The 12,435-nt window shown below is 73.9% G+C and carries 11 protein-coding genes and 1 pseudogene; 5 read left to right on the top strand and 7 right to left on the bottom strand.

Annotated features, from left to right (window positions below):
• Window positions 1-639, bottom strand: a pseudogene (locus IF37_RS0113115) (AraC family transcriptional regulator); the annotation flags it as partial.
• Window positions 640-885: 246 nt separating this feature from the next.
• Between IF37_RS0113115 and IF37_RS0113110 the strand changes: the two are divergent.
• Both IF37_RS0113110 and IF37_RS0113105 read left to right on the top strand, forming a co-directional pair.
• Window positions 886-1,155 (top strand): DUF6400 family protein, encoded by a 270-nt coding sequence (locus IF37_RS0113110; RefSeq protein ID WP_030741066.1) that lies wholly within the window; start codon window positions 886-888, stop codon window positions 1,153-1,155.
• Window positions 1,142-1,399 carry a hypothetical protein gene (locus IF37_RS0113105; protein ID WP_030741064.1) on the top strand — a complete coding sequence of 86 codons (258 nt, stop codon included), beginning with the start codon at window positions 1,142-1,144 and terminating at the stop codon, window positions 1,397-1,399. The genes IF37_RS0113110 and IF37_RS0113105 overlap by 14 nt, the downstream gene beginning before the upstream one ends.
• 103 nt (window positions 1,400-1,502) lie before the next feature.
• Here IF37_RS0113105 and IF37_RS0113100 read toward each other — a convergent pair whose 3' ends face one another.
• The 6 genes from IF37_RS0113100 to IF37_RS0113075 all read right to left on the bottom strand — a co-directional run bounded on the left by IF37_RS0113100 (window position 1,503) and on the right by IF37_RS0113075 (window position 8,803).
• Complete coding sequence (locus tag IF37_RS0113100; protein ID WP_030741061.1) at window positions 1,503-3,194, bottom strand: ATP-binding cassette domain-containing protein; 1,692 nt, start codon at window positions 3,192-3,194, stop codon at window positions 1,503-1,505.
• Window positions 3,191-4,921 (bottom strand): ABC transporter ATP-binding protein/permease, encoded by a 1,731-nt coding sequence (locus tag IF37_RS46355; protein ID WP_030741058.1) that lies wholly within the window; start codon window positions 4,919-4,921, stop codon window positions 3,191-3,193. Before IF37_RS46355 ends, IF37_RS0113100 begins: the two co-directional genes overlap by 4 nt.
• Window positions 4,918-6,180 (bottom strand): cytochrome d ubiquinol oxidase subunit II, encoded by a 1,263-nt coding sequence (locus tag IF37_RS0113090; protein ID WP_030741055.1) that lies wholly within the window; start codon window positions 6,178-6,180, stop codon window positions 4,918-4,920. The genes IF37_RS46355 and IF37_RS0113090 overlap by 4 nt, the downstream gene beginning before the upstream one ends.
• Window positions 6,173-7,540, bottom strand: coding sequence for a cytochrome ubiquinol oxidase subunit I (locus tag IF37_RS0113085; RefSeq protein WP_030741050.1), 1,368 nt, complete (start codon window positions 7,538-7,540; stop codon window positions 6,173-6,175). The genes IF37_RS0113090 and IF37_RS0113085 overlap by 8 nt, the downstream gene beginning before the upstream one ends.
• A 122-nt stretch (window positions 7,541-7,662) precedes the next feature.
• Window positions 7,663-8,238: a Dps family protein gene (locus IF37_RS0113080; protein ID WP_030741048.1), complete on the bottom strand. Its 576-nt coding sequence runs from the start codon at window positions 8,236-8,238 to the stop codon at window positions 7,663-7,665.
• Between the two features lie 121 nt (window positions 8,239-8,359).
• Window positions 8,360-8,803, bottom strand: a complete 444-nt coding sequence (locus IF37_RS0113075) for an SsgA family sporulation/cell division regulator (protein WP_063886382.1) — start codon at window positions 8,801-8,803, stop codon at window positions 8,360-8,362.
• 210 nt (window positions 8,804-9,013) lie between these two features.
• Here IF37_RS0113075 and IF37_RS0113070 point away from each other — a divergent pair, with 210 nt between their 5' ends.
• The 3 genes from IF37_RS0113070 to IF37_RS0113060 all read left to right on the top strand — a co-directional run bounded on the left by IF37_RS0113070 (window position 9,014) and on the right by IF37_RS0113060 (window position 12,430).
• Window positions 9,014-10,003, top strand: coding sequence for a pirin family protein (locus IF37_RS0113070; protein WP_030741039.1), 990 nt, complete (start codon window positions 9,014-9,016; stop codon window positions 10,001-10,003).
• A gap of 20 nt (window positions 10,004-10,023) precedes the next feature.
• Complete coding sequence (locus IF37_RS0113065; protein WP_030741036.1) at window positions 10,024-10,362, top strand: GNAT family N-acetyltransferase; 339 nt, start codon at window positions 10,024-10,026, stop codon at window positions 10,360-10,362.
• 607 nt (window positions 10,363-10,969) lie between these two features.
• The gene (locus IF37_RS0113060) at window positions 10,970-12,430 is read left to right on the top strand and encodes a nitroreductase family protein (RefSeq protein WP_158727337.1); all 1,461 of its coding nucleotides are present in this window, start codon (window positions 10,970-10,972) and stop codon (window positions 12,428-12,430) included.
• The last annotated feature ends 5 nt before the right edge of the window (window positions 12,431-12,435 follow it).

Raw genomic sequence — 12,435 nt, 5'->3', positions numbered from 1 at the left:
CGGGGCGCTCCGGCCCAGACGCTCCTCGGCCAGGGTCTGCACCAGGTCCACCACGTTCCGGGCGATCGACTCGCCGGTGCGCTGCGGATACGTCGACGCGGTGTCGACCAGCCGGGACAGGAACGGTGTCAGCAGCGCCCCGAGCGCCGACTCCGAGCCGAGTGGCGCGGCCGTGATCCGCTGGAGGTCGGACTCGCTCAGGCCCAGCACCTCGCGCGGCAGCACCAGGGACTTCGTCCGGAACCGCTCCGGGAAGGTCAGCTGGACGGGCCGCGCCATGTCGTAGACGAAGAGCTGCCCCGCCTCCACGACCGCGTCCCGGCCGTCCTGCTCGATCCGCGCGACGCCCCTGCTCAGCAGCTTCACGACCACGAAGTCCTCGTTGTCGCTGGCCGCGATCAGCCGCCGGGTCCGCACCGCCAGCAACGGATCGCCCTCCGCCGCGACGGCCCGGAGCGGGCCCAGCATCCACGCCCCGACCGCACCGCGCCCCACCTCGTCGGGCATCCCCCGGTCCGCCCAGGACGCCTGGGACAGCGCCTCGCGCCAGTAGGCCCGTCGGTGCCGGGCGGGCACCGAGTCCGTGGTGTGGAGAATGTCCGGGAGTGTGGGGTCGAGGGTTGACGAGTCCGGCGACATGCGATCTCCGCCCTTTTGCACGTGCGTTCCTCGAACACCCTGTCACCGCGGACCGGCCCGCGGCATCGCGTGAATCCGTGAGATCGCCGGACGCGCCCGCCGCGACGGGCGCCGGCACGGGCGTCGGGCAGTCGCGGGGCGGGCTGTCGGGCGCCGGCCGCGACGCCTCTAGGTGAGGCGTCGACCTGCTGTGATGTGTCCCACGTGCCCTTGTCGTGCCGGGCGGGTTTTCCTAGGTTCGGTGATATGTCCGACCAGCACGCCGACCGGCCCACCGCCCCGCCCACCGGGCCCGTCGACTTCACCGTCGATCTCACCGGCCATGAGATGACCCGTCGCGCCCACGTCATGGCCGCCCTCGGCGACGACTGGGATCCCGTCGCGGCGATGCGCGGCGAGGAGGAGGCGTACGACCTGCTGTACTCCGGCCTCGACGAGGAGCAGCAGCGGCTGTACGACACCCTCGTCACGGCCGGCGTCCTGCCCCGGCGCGGGGGCGGCCGTGCTGCCGCTTGACCCGCAGGCGGACATCGGACGCCGGGCCTGGGTGACCTGCCCGCACTGCGCGGACCACGAGGGGTGCCCCACCTGCGCGGAGGGCCGCCGGTGCCCGGCGCACTGGCGCTACCTGCTCGGCAACACCGGCAGTCTGCTCCACCTCCAGTGCCCCTCGTGCACCCGCATCTGGGACCACGAGACGGGCTTCGGCGCCACCCGCACCCGGTGGCGGCGCACGAGCAGCGGTCTGCCCCGTCCGTGACGGGGGACCGCGGCCCGTCGGTGTGACCGCGCCCGCCCCGCCCGGTCGGGTGCGCCCGCCCTTCCGGGTGCGGTGCCCGTCGTCATCCCTCTGATGCCCCTCGTCATCCGTGCGACACCAGTGGCTCGCCGAGGCGGACGACGGTTCCCGGCGTCCGGTCCAGCAGCTCGACGTCCTGCTCCTGGAGCGCGACCACCAGCGCGGTTCGAGGCAGCGCCCGGGGCAGCGCGGCCAGCATCGCCTCGGCCGTCGGCCGGTCCAGGCCGGCGGTGGGCTCGTCGAGCAGCAGCACCGGCGGACGCCGCAGCACGGCCCGCGCGATGGCGAGGCGCCGGCGCTGCCCCTGCGACAGCCGGCACCCGCCGGGCCCCACCGGGGTGTCGAGCGGCAGGTCCGGCAGACCGACCACGTCCAGCGCGGCCACCAGCGCGGCGGCGTCGGCGGAGGGCGCCGCCTGGCGCAGATTGGCCGCCACCGTGTCGTCGGCCAGCCAGTCGTCGGCCTCGACCAGGGTGACCGTCCCGGCGACGGTCCGGGCCGGCAGCTCGTGCACCGGCGTGCCGTCGAGCAGGACCGTGCCGGCGGGGGCCGGCAGCCGCCCGGCGAGCCGGTTCAGCAGTGTCGACTTGCCGCTGCCGTTGGGGCCGGTGACCAGCGTCAGGCCGGGACCGGACAGCGTCGTGGTGAGGGGCGCGGACGAGCCGGGGAGCGGCAGGCCGGCCGTCGTCAGGCAGCGGGCCGCCGCCGGCTCCCCGCCCGCGATGCGCTCACCGCTCCCGATCGGCTCCCCGCTTCCGGTCCGCTCCGCGCTCCCGGTCGGCTCCTCGCCCGAGGTCGGCTCCTCGCCCGCGAGCGGCGCGAGGCGTCCGGCCGCGTCACCGGCCCGCGCCAGCTGCTGGAGCAACAGGGGCAGCCGTTCCAGCAGCTCCCATCCGGCGGCCAGCAGCAGCACCTCGCCCACCACCACGGCGACCGGCTGCGCCGGGTCCGCGGCCACGGCGATCACCAGCGCCGAAGCCTGCCCCAGGCCGGCCAGCAGCCGCAGCCCGAGACGGCCCGTCCGGTCGGCGCGGGCGGCGGCCCACTCGGCGGACTCGACGGCCGTCGCGGCGTCCGCCACCGTCCGCCGTGCTCCGGGCAGGGCGTCCAGGCACCGCAGCTCGTTGAAGGCGGCCCGGCTGCCGAGCAGGGCGGTGCGCAGCGCGGTCCTGGCCTCGGCGGCGTCGGCCAGCCGGGCCCGCGCCCGCCGGTGCGCCCCCAGGGCCCAGCACAGTCCGGCCGCCCAGACCACCAGCTCGGCCGCCCCGAGGGCCGGCCTCGCCCACAGCAGCAGGGCCTCCACCAGACAGGCGGTGGTGACCGCCGCCACCAGCGGCGCGCAGACCTCGGCGGGCAGCCCGGCCACGGTCTCCACATCGGTGGTGAGCCGCGTGAGCAGCGCCCCGTCGCGCTGGGACCGCAGCTCACGCGCGGTGAGCCGGGCGGCGCCGCGGGCCAGCCGGGCACGCAGCGCCACCTGGGCGGTGAGCAGGGTGCGGTGGCTGACCAGGCGCTCGCCGTACCGCAGACCGGTGCGGCCCAGGGCCAGCGCGCGCACGGCACCGGACGGGTAGAGCCACGACCAGGCGGTGTCGGCCTGGAGCGTCACCACGGCGCAGGTCGTCAGGAACCACCCGGACACACCGAGGAGCGCGGCGCCGGCGAGTTCCCCCAGGGCGGCCAGCAGGACGCCGGCCGCCAGGGCGCGGCGCGGGGCCGCCGTACGCAGCAGCCGCCAGGCGCCGTGCGGTCTCATCGGGTTCTCCCGTGGTCCAGGGTGAGGACCTGGTCCGCGAGGTCCAGCAGCGCGGGGCTGTGGGTGGCGAGCAGGACCGTGCGGTCGTGGGCGAGGGTGCGCAGCGCCGAGATGACGCGCCGCTCCGCCTCCGGGTCGAGATGGGCGGTGGGCTCGTCCAGGCACAGCAGCGGAGCGTCCCTCAACAGCGCACGGACGAGGGCGAGTTGCTGCGACTGTCCGGAGGAGAGACCGGTGCCGCGCTCGCCGAGCGGGGTGTCCAGACCCCGGGGCAGCGCGGCCAGCAGGTCGGTGAAGCCGAGCGCGGCCAGAGCGTCGAGCAGTTCGTCGTCGCTCGCCGCGGGCCGGGCCAGCAGCAGGTTCTCGCGCAGGGTGCCGGGCAGCAGGTGCGCCGGCTGGCCCACCCAGGCGACCCGGCCGGGATCGGCGGGGACGGACCGGCCGTCCAGCACGTGCAGCGCGCGACCGCTCAGCGGCGCGAGCAGTCCGGCCGCGACGGCCAGCAGCGTGGACTTGCCCGCTCCGCTCGGGCCGGTGACGACCAGGCGGCACCCCGGTGCGAGGCGGACGTCGACCTCGTCCAGCGCGGGCGCGGAGCGCCCGGGGTGACGGACCGTCACCGCCTCCAGCAGCAGTCCCGGGGCCGGCGTCTCCCGCCGGGCCGCCGGGGCGGCCGGGGCCGTGGTCACGCCCCCCGTGTCGAGGAGCGGCGCCAGCAGGCCCGCGGCGGCGGTCGCCCGGGCGCGGGCGTGGTAGCCGGCGGCCAGTTCCCGGGCCGGTGCGAAGTAGGCGGGCACCAGCAGCAGGACGAACAGCGCGGCGGACAGGCTCATGTGGTCCGGTACGAGGGGCAGCCGCAGGTAGTCGAGGAGGACCAGCCCGCAGTAGGTCGCCACCACGGCGAGGGTGCCGGTGATGAGCAGTTCGATCCACGCGGTCGACAGGAAGGCGATCCGCAGCACCTTCTCGGTGCGCCCGGCGACCTCCCGGTCGTAGCCGGCCAGCGCGCCGGCCGCCTCGTCGTGCGCGCCGAGTCCGACCAGGGTGGGCAGGCCCCGCAGATGGTCCAGCAACCGTGACCGGTAGGTGCGGACGGCCGTCAGCTGGGCGCGTACGGCGGTCTGCGTGCCCAGGCCGATGACCTTCAGGTTGGCCGGCAGCAGCGGTGTCGCGACCAGCACCAGCAGGGCGACGAACCAGCTGCGCCAGGCGATGGCGGCCAGCACGAGACCGCTGCCGAGCAGCATGGTGGTCCGTGCGGGCAGGTACTCCGTGAGCCAGTCGCCCAGCTCGTCGACCTCGCCGTCGACCGCCTGGGTCACCGCCGTGTCGTCCACGTCGGCGCGGGCCGGGCCGTGGGCCGGGAGCGCCGCCTCGACGAGCCGGGCGCGCAGGGACTCCCGCACCGCGCGGGCCCCGCGGGCGGCGGCGGCCTCGGCGGCCGACAGCAGTACGGCCCGCAGGGCGATGCCGCCCGCCGTGACCAGGGCGGGCACCAGGAACGCGGACGGGGCGACGCCGTGCGGCGCGTCCACCCCGCGCTGCGCCGCCCACGCCAGACCGCCCGCCCAGACGACGGTGCCCGACCGGGCCGCGCCGCGCAGGAGTCCCGCGCGGCGCAGCTCCGGCCGGCCGACGGCCGCCCAGTCCCGCAGCCGGTCGGCCACCGGGGTCCCGGCGCGGTCCGTGGCCAGTTCGTCCAGCAGCACGGTGGTGGCGGTGCTCACGGGGTGTGCTCCGCCCCCGGCTCCGCGTCGAAGTACCCGGAGCGCGCGTCCCGGCGGTCCCCGGCGATCCACGCGGCCAGCGCGGCGCAGGCGAACAGGGTGACGCCGAGCGGCCCGATCCAGTGGGCCACCCCGCCGAACACGTCCTGCGCCAGGGCCGTCACCAGGACGCCCAGCACCACCAGCAGGGCCCGGCGCAGCACGGTCCGGGCGGCGCCGGAGGGCGCGGGCGGGGCCGCCGGGGCATGCCGCGCGGTGCGCAGCGGCGGCAGGGGCCGCTCCACCTGATCCGTGAACTTGCCGCGGAAGCTGCGCCACGCGTACGCGTTGTAGGCGAGGACGAACGGCATGGACAGACCCACGCCCAGCACCAGGAAGAGCAGGGAGGAGTGCGGGGCTGCCGCCTGGTGGACGGTGAGCCCGGGCGGTACGACGACCGGGGCGGTGAGCGCCGTCAGGCCCAGCAGCCCGGCGGCCGTCAGGGTGGCCACGGCGGCGAACGGCCGCCAGTCGGGACGGCGGCCGAAGCCGTGCCAGGCGACGGCGACCGCGCCGGCGGCGACGGCGACGGCGAGCCAGAACAGCACGGCCCGCACGGGCTCACCGAGCCGGAAGGGCTGCGGGTCGGCACCCGGCAGCAGCAGGCCGAGGGCGAGGGCCGAGACCGCGGTGACGGCCAGCAGCGACCGCCCGGTGCGGCGGGCCCGGGGCCGTGCCCAGCCCGCGGTCTTGTCCTGGAGCCAGGCGGCCCCGGCCAGCAGGTAGAGGGCGACCACGCCGGCCGCGCACAGCACGCTGTAGGGGCTGAGCCAGTCGAAGGCACCGCCGGTGAAGGCGCCGCCCCGCCGGCCCGGTCCGGTGAGCAGGGTGCCGAGGACGAGGCCCTGGCAGACGGCGGCGGCGAGGGACGCCCAGCCGAACAGCAGCGCCCAGCCGCGCCGGTAGCCGCCGGCCGCGCTGTGCATCTCCAGGGCGAGCCCGCGCAGGATGATCGAGGCGAGCATGGCGATCAGCGGCAGGTAGACGGCGGGCAGCAGCACGGCGTAGACACCCGGCAGACCGGCCCAGAGGATCACCCCGGCGAGGATGATCCAGCTCTCGTTGGCGTCCCACGCGGTGGCGACGATCTCGCCGTACTCGCGTCGGCGCTCCGGCCCGGCCGCGAGGCTGAGCATGCCCACTCCGAGGTCGTAGCCGTCGAGCACGACGTACATGCCGAGCGAGAAGAGGGCGAGGGCGTAGGCGATGTACTCAAGCAAGGACGGCCTCCGGTGCGTCGGTCGGGGAGGGCCCCGTGGGCAGGGCCTCGGGGCCCGCCTTGACCGTGCGGACGATGTAGCGGATCCAGATCGCCAGCAGGGCGGCGTAGAGCAGGACGAAGCCCGCGAGGCTGGTGGCGACCTCGGGTGCGGTGAGGTGGGAGACCGCGTCGGCGGTGCGCAGCTGGCCGTAGACCACCCAGGGCTGGCGGCCGGTCTCGGCGACGATCCAGCCGCCGGTGATGGCGATGACTCCGGCCGGGGTCATCCACACCATCCACTTCAGGAACCGCCGCGAGTCGAACAGGCGCCGCCGCAGGCGCAGGACCACGCCCGCGAAGGCGGTGCCGGCCATCAGCAGGGCGGTGAAGTACATCGCGCGGAAGCCGTAGAAGGTCGTCCACATGTTGGGGCGGTCGGCGGCCGGTGTCTGGAGCAGACCGGGGGTCGTCGTCCGTCCGCTGAGGTCCTGGGCGATGACCGAGCCGAGGTAGGGCACCTCGACGTGCGCCCGGTTCTCGCCCTTGTCGGCGTCGGGGACGACGAGCAGGTTGTAGCCGTTGTTGTCGCTCTTCCAGTTGCCTTCGAACGCCTCCAGCTTGGCCGGCTGGTGCATTCCCATGAAGACCGCGGTGCCGTCGCCGACGTACAGCTGGACGGGCATCAGCACCCCGAGGACGCCGAGGGCGATGGACAGGCAGCGGCGGGCCATGGGCTGGGCGTGCACCCGGTTCTTGACCAGGTACCAGGCGGAGATCCCGCCGACGAACCAGGCGGCGCTGATCAGCACGGCCAGCAGCATGTGCGGGAAGCGGTGGGCGAAGGCGGGGTTGAGCAGGACGGAGGCCCAGTCCGTGGGCTGGAACTGGCCGTCGGTCTTCCGGTAGCCCACCGGGTCCTGCATCCAGCTGTTGGCCGACAGGATCCAGGTGGTGGACAGCAGGGTGCCGAAGGCAACCATCCAGCAGGCCAGAGCCATGGTCCGGGGACGGATCCGGCCGTCCCCGTAGAGCATGAGGCCGATGAAGCCGGCCTCCAGGAAGAAGGCCGTGATGACCTCCATGCCGATGGTGACCCCGATGACCGGGCCGACCGCGTGGGCGTAGGTACCCCAGTTGAGGCCGAACTCGAAGGTCATCACCGTGCCCGCGACGACGCCGAGGCCGAAGCCGACGGCGAAGATCTTCTTCCAGAACCGGAAGATCTGTAGGTACAGCGGATTGCCCGTGCGGACGTACACCGTGTACACGACGGCGAGGAGCACGGAGAGCCCCACGGTGAGCGCGGGGAAGGTCATGTGGAAGATCGCGGTGATCGCGAACTGCCAGCGGGACAGCTCGACGACGGTCGATGAGGCCATGGGAACTCCAGGAAGGCGGTCTGGACGGGCGTCTCCGCCGTCGGCGGACCCGCCTGGGTCCTGTCGTCAAACACCCGCCCTCCGGAGGGACGGCGGGCGGGAGTCCGACGGCAGGGCCTGGGTCAGGAGCGGACCAGCGGGGTGTCCACCAGGTGCTCGGCCACGAACCAGGACTGGAGCTCACCGGTGCGGATGATCTGCGAGACCAGGAGGTCGTTGGTGCCGTCGTCGCCCAGCTCGGCGGTGCGGGCGGCGGCGTCGTGCGCCTCGGTCAGGATGGTCTCGTGGGCCTCGAGCAGCCGCGAGAGCATCGCCGGGACCTCCTCCACGCCGTCCGGCGGGCGCGGGATCGACGTCAGCTCGGCGACGTGCCGGGGGTCGCCGACGGCGACGCCGCCCAGGGTCTGGACGCGCTCGGCGAGGGTGTCGACCAGCTCCAGCTGCTCACCGGCGTGCTTGTCCAGCAGCAGGTGCAGCTGGTAGAAGGTCGCGCCCCGCATGTTCCAGTGGTGCTTCTTGTACAGGCCGTAGAGGATCTGGGTGTCGGCCAGCACCTTGTTCAGGCGCTGGCAGGAGTACATGCGCGCCTCGTAGGACAGGGCGAGGGGGAACTGCTTGACGGTCCCGAACTCCTGGATGACGGCGCCCTTCTGGTGCAGCCAGGGCTGGCTGCCCGTGGAGGTGGTGTCCGTGCTCATGATGTGCCTCCTGTGAAAGCTGTGATCAACTCTGCCGACGCTAGAAGCCGAACCGCCGGACGCGTTGTCCGGCAGCGCACGTCCAGGTGCCCGTCAGCGCACCGTGCGCCGCGCCGGCCGGTCACTCGCTGCCGGCGGTGAGCAGTTCGACGACGCGGTCGACGTCGATGTGGTGGTGCTCGGTGCCCGGCGGCACCAGTGCCTCGGTACGGCGCAGGAAGGCGGTGACGGGTGCGCTCGCCACCTCCAGCAGTGCCGCCCCGGCACGGGTCCGGAGCAGGACGCGGATCGAGTCCGGGGTCTGCGGGCGCCGGGGGAAGACGACCACGTCCCCGCGCCCGGTGGGCCGGTGCAGGCCCTGCGCGAGGAGCGAGCGGGCGAAGACCCAGTCGACGGAGGGTGCGCTGGGGGCGCCCAGGGACAGGCACACGGCGTAGGGGTCGGCGGCGGTGTACCGGAGTTCGGCGGGGAGCGGTACGGGCACCTCACCGGCCACGGTGACGTGGATGCTCGTCCTGCATACGATGTGCTCTTCTTCCCTGGCACCGGCAAGATCGGAACTCATGCCGCCCCCCTGTCTGTGACTGCGTGGCTGACCCGCCGGTGCGGATGCCGGCGGGCCGAGATGCCGACGACCGTACGGCGGGAGCCGGGGAGCGGGTTGCCGACGAGCGCACGACCTGTTGCCCGCGGAAGAAGCGCCGTGGCGCCCGGGCGCGACCGGGCGCATGATGGTTGAATATGGAACAATTAGCGGGCTGAGAGGTGACCCACGATGAGCAATGTCGAGACGGAACCCGTCGAGATGCGGTGCGGCACGGTGGTCGACGGCGAGCCGTCGGCCGGGACGGTGCGGGTCGACGTGCTGACCCCGCGCGACGTGCCCCTGGGCGGCCCCCGCGCGATGACCGTACGGCGCACCCTGCCGCAGCGGGCCCGGACCCTGATCGGCGCCTGGTGCTTCGCCGACCACTACGGCCCCGACGACGTCTCCGTGACCGGCGGCATGGACGTGGCCCCCCACCCGCACACCGGCCTCCAGACCGTGAGCTGGCTCTTCAGCGGGGAGATCGAACACCGCGACAGCCTCGGCAGCCACGCCTTCGTACGGCCCGGCGAGCTGAACCTGATGACCGGCGGCTACGGCATCAGCCACACGGAGGTCTCGACGCCCCGGACCACGATCCTGCACGGCGTGCAGCTGTGGGTGGCGCTGCCGGAGGCGCACCGGGGCACCGCGCGCGACTTCCAGCACCACGTCCCCGAACCCGTGCGCGTCGACGGCGCCGAACTGAGGGTCTTCCTCGGCTCCCTGGCCGGGGTGACGTCCCCGGTGCCCGCCTTCTCGCCCCTGCTCGGCGCCGAGATCACGCTCGAGCCGCACGCCCGCGTCACGCTCGCCGTGGACCCCGGCTTCGAGCACGGCCTCCTGGTCGACCAGGGAACCGTCCGCCTGGGCGAGGTCTCCCTGCGCCCCGCCGAGCTGGGCTACGTCCACCCGGGCCCCGGCTCGCTGACCCTCACGAACGAATCGGACACCACCGCCCGCGCGGTGCTCCTCGGCGGCACGCCGTTCGAGGAGGAGATCGTCATGTGGTGGAATTTCATCGGCCGGAGCCACGAGGACATCGTCCGGGCCCGTGAGGAGTGGGAGAGCCACTCCGAACGCTTCGGCGCCGTCTCGGGATATCCGGGAGACCGCCTCCCCGCCCCCGCCCTGCCGAATGCCATCATCGCCCCGCGCAGGAACCCACCGCGTCACTGACGCCCTCCGAAAGGCACCCGATGAGCCAGACCTCCTCCGCTCCCGTCGTAGAGCGCGTGGACGCCAAGAACCGCTACGAGATCCTCGTGGACGGCGAGCGTGCCGGACTGACCGCCTACCGCGACCACGACGACCAGCGCGTCTTCTACCACACCGAGATCGACGACGCCTTCGCCGGACAGGGCCTGGCCTCCCGGCTGGTCCAGGAGGCGCTCACCGACGTGCGCGCCTCCGGCAAGCGGATCGTGCCCGTCTGCCCGTACGTGGCGAAGTTCCTCACCAAGCACGGTGAGTTCGCCGACATCGTCGACGCCGTGACGCCCGACGTCCTCCGGTGGCTGCGGGCCGAACTGGCCTGACCCCTCGCACCCCGGCGGCCGCCGGACCCCGGCGGCCGGCCGGGGTCCGGCGCCTTTTTTTGTTTCGCCGCCTGTTCCCTCCGCGCACGTTCCTGTTCCGTCCGTGCACATTCCCGTCCTCCTGGCGCACGGTCGCCGTCCCGCACGCGCTCCACGGCCCGCCCTCGCGGTCCGTGTCCGAGCAGCCGGATCCGCCCGCGACCGCCGAACCGGACCGCCGGCGCGCGTCTTCCCCGGCGGCCTCCGGAATCGCCGGACGCCGCCGCCGAGGAATCCGTGACTCCGGATTCGATGTCCGATTGAACATCATTCACTCGGTTGGTTGGCATTTATTAAACAGCCTTGTTTCATTGGTCTTGACCAATACCCGACATGCTTGGCATGCTGGCGATCGCCGTAACCGATCATGTGTTCGCCTGTTGCGACACGCCTCGTTGAGCGTCAGTCAAGACCGAAGGGCAACTCCCAGCCCTGCCACGTTTTTATTGCAAACGCAAATGTCAAGCCCTCGCATTGCTGCATCAAGTCCGCACCTCGGTGGGAAGGCCGCTGCCCCGCCTCCCGCGTGTTCCGCGGACTGTCAGACAACAGGAGGTTTGCGTCAGACGTGCAAGGAAACATCGCCACTCATCAAGTCGTCTCAGACCCCTGCGCGCCCGGACGTGAACCCTCGGGCCGCACCGCCGACCTGTGGGCGCGGGTGGCCCTGCCGGCGGCGTCCCCCGAACCGCCCGCCGGGCCCGTCGTCGCGCCCGGTCTGCGCCTGGCCCTGTCCCTGCTGGAGGAAGGCGCGCTGACCAGCCGCGCCGGCCGCTCCCACGGCTCGTACCGGGCGCGGGCGGTGCCGTCGGCCGGGGCCGTGTACCCCTACGAGTTCGCCGTCCTCGTCATGGAGGACGGCGAGCCGGCCGCCTTCCGGATCGACGCCGACCGCCGCAGCTGCGCCCGCCTGGCGGCCGGGGCCCGCGTCGCCGCCGCGCTGGACGCCGCCGCACTGGCCGTCCCGGAAAACGGCGGCGCCCTGGTGGTCACTCTCACGCGCCCCTGGCTTTCCATGCGCAAATACGGTGACCGTGGATATCTTTACACCCAGCTCGATGCCGGGCACGTAGCCGGAAATCTCATACTGGCGGCGGTCGGCCGTGGCGCCACGGGGGCGCTGCGGCTGCGATTCCCCAGGGAATCACTTTCCGAATTGCTGGAAGCGGGGGAGAACTTCCGGGAGATTCACTCCGCGATCCGGGTGCCGGCCGGCCCGGCCGGCGAGTCCTGGAACCGCTGGTCGGTGCACGACGACACCGACCGGGAAGGACGCGGCCCCGTCTGGCGGTCGTGGCTGGAGAGCACCTGCTGGGACTCCCTCGCCGGCTGGACCGAGCACTCCGGCTCCCCGGCCCCGCGGGCCCTGCCCGCCCCGCTCGCCCACGTCCACACCGGCCCGCCGCCCGGCGGACAGGGCGGTCTGGGCGACCCGTCCGGATGGCCGGAGCTGATCGCGACCCGCTCCTCCAGCAAGGCGTTCACGGGTGAGCCCGTCCCCGCCGCCGCCGTCTGGCAGGCGGTCTCCGCCCTGTCGACGCCGCTGGCCACCGACCTCCCCGACGCCTCGCCGCTGTCCGCGACCCTGGTGCTGCGGTCGACGACGGAACCCGCGCGGGACGCGGTGTACCGGCTGGGCACCGGCGAGCGGCAGCCGGGACGCCTGCCGTCCACCGACGAGGTGGCCCGCGCCTGCATGCAGCAGCGCGCCCTGGCCGGGGCCGCCGCCATCCTGCTGCTGCACGTGCCGCGTACCGCGCTCGCCGGAGCGGACCCGGCCGCCGGTGCCGAGAACCTGCGCGAACTAGCCTTCCGCTGCGGTGCCCTGGGGCAACTGCTCTACCTGGGCGCGAACCGCGCCGGGATCGGGGTGACCGCCATCGGCGGCTTCGACTCGCCGCTGTGGCGCACGCTGGCGGGACTGCCGAAGGACGACGAGACCCTGTACGCCCTGCTGCTCGGCCGCCCGGACGACTCGGGCATCAAACTCGACCGGCTTGCCATGGCGCACGCCCAGAACGAGCGGTGAGCCCG

The sequence above is a fragment of the Streptomyces sp. NRRL S-31 genome (assembly GCF_000718775.1).
Lineage (GTDB): Bacteria > Actinomycetota > Actinomycetes > Streptomycetales > Streptomycetaceae > Streptomyces.
Note: the sequence above shows the minus strand (reverse complement) of the source record. Positions and strands in the feature narration are given on the sequence as shown.

What these genes read in the sequence shown, in the direction of transcription:
- IF37_RS0113110 (WP_030741066.1), top strand. Translation starts at nt 886, where the DNA reads ATGTCCGACCAGCACGCCGACCGGCCCACCGCCCCGCCCACCGGGCCC.
- IF37_RS0113100 (WP_030741061.1), bottom strand. Translation starts at nt 3,194, where the DNA reads ATGAGACCGCACGGCGCCTGGCGGCTGCTGCGTACGGCGGCCCCGCGC.
- IF37_RS0113085 (WP_030741050.1), bottom strand. Translation starts at nt 7,540, where the DNA reads ATGGCCTCATCGACCGTCGTCGAGCTGTCCCGCTGGCAGTTCGCGATC.
- IF37_RS0113080 (WP_030741048.1), bottom strand. Translation starts at nt 8,238, where the DNA reads ATGAGCACGGACACCACCTCCACGGGCAGCCAGCCCTGGCTGCACCAG.
- IF37_RS0113075 (WP_063886382.1), bottom strand. Translation starts at nt 8,803, where the DNA reads ATGAGTTCCGATCTTGCCGGTGCCAGGGAAGAAGAGCACATCGTATGC.
- IF37_RS0113070 (WP_030741039.1), top strand. Translation starts at nt 9,014, where the DNA reads ATGAGCAATGTCGAGACGGAACCCGTCGAGATGCGGTGCGGCACGGTG.
- IF37_RS0113065 (WP_030741036.1), top strand. Translation starts at nt 10,024, where the DNA reads ATGAGCCAGACCTCCTCCGCTCCCGTCGTAGAGCGCGTGGACGCCAAG.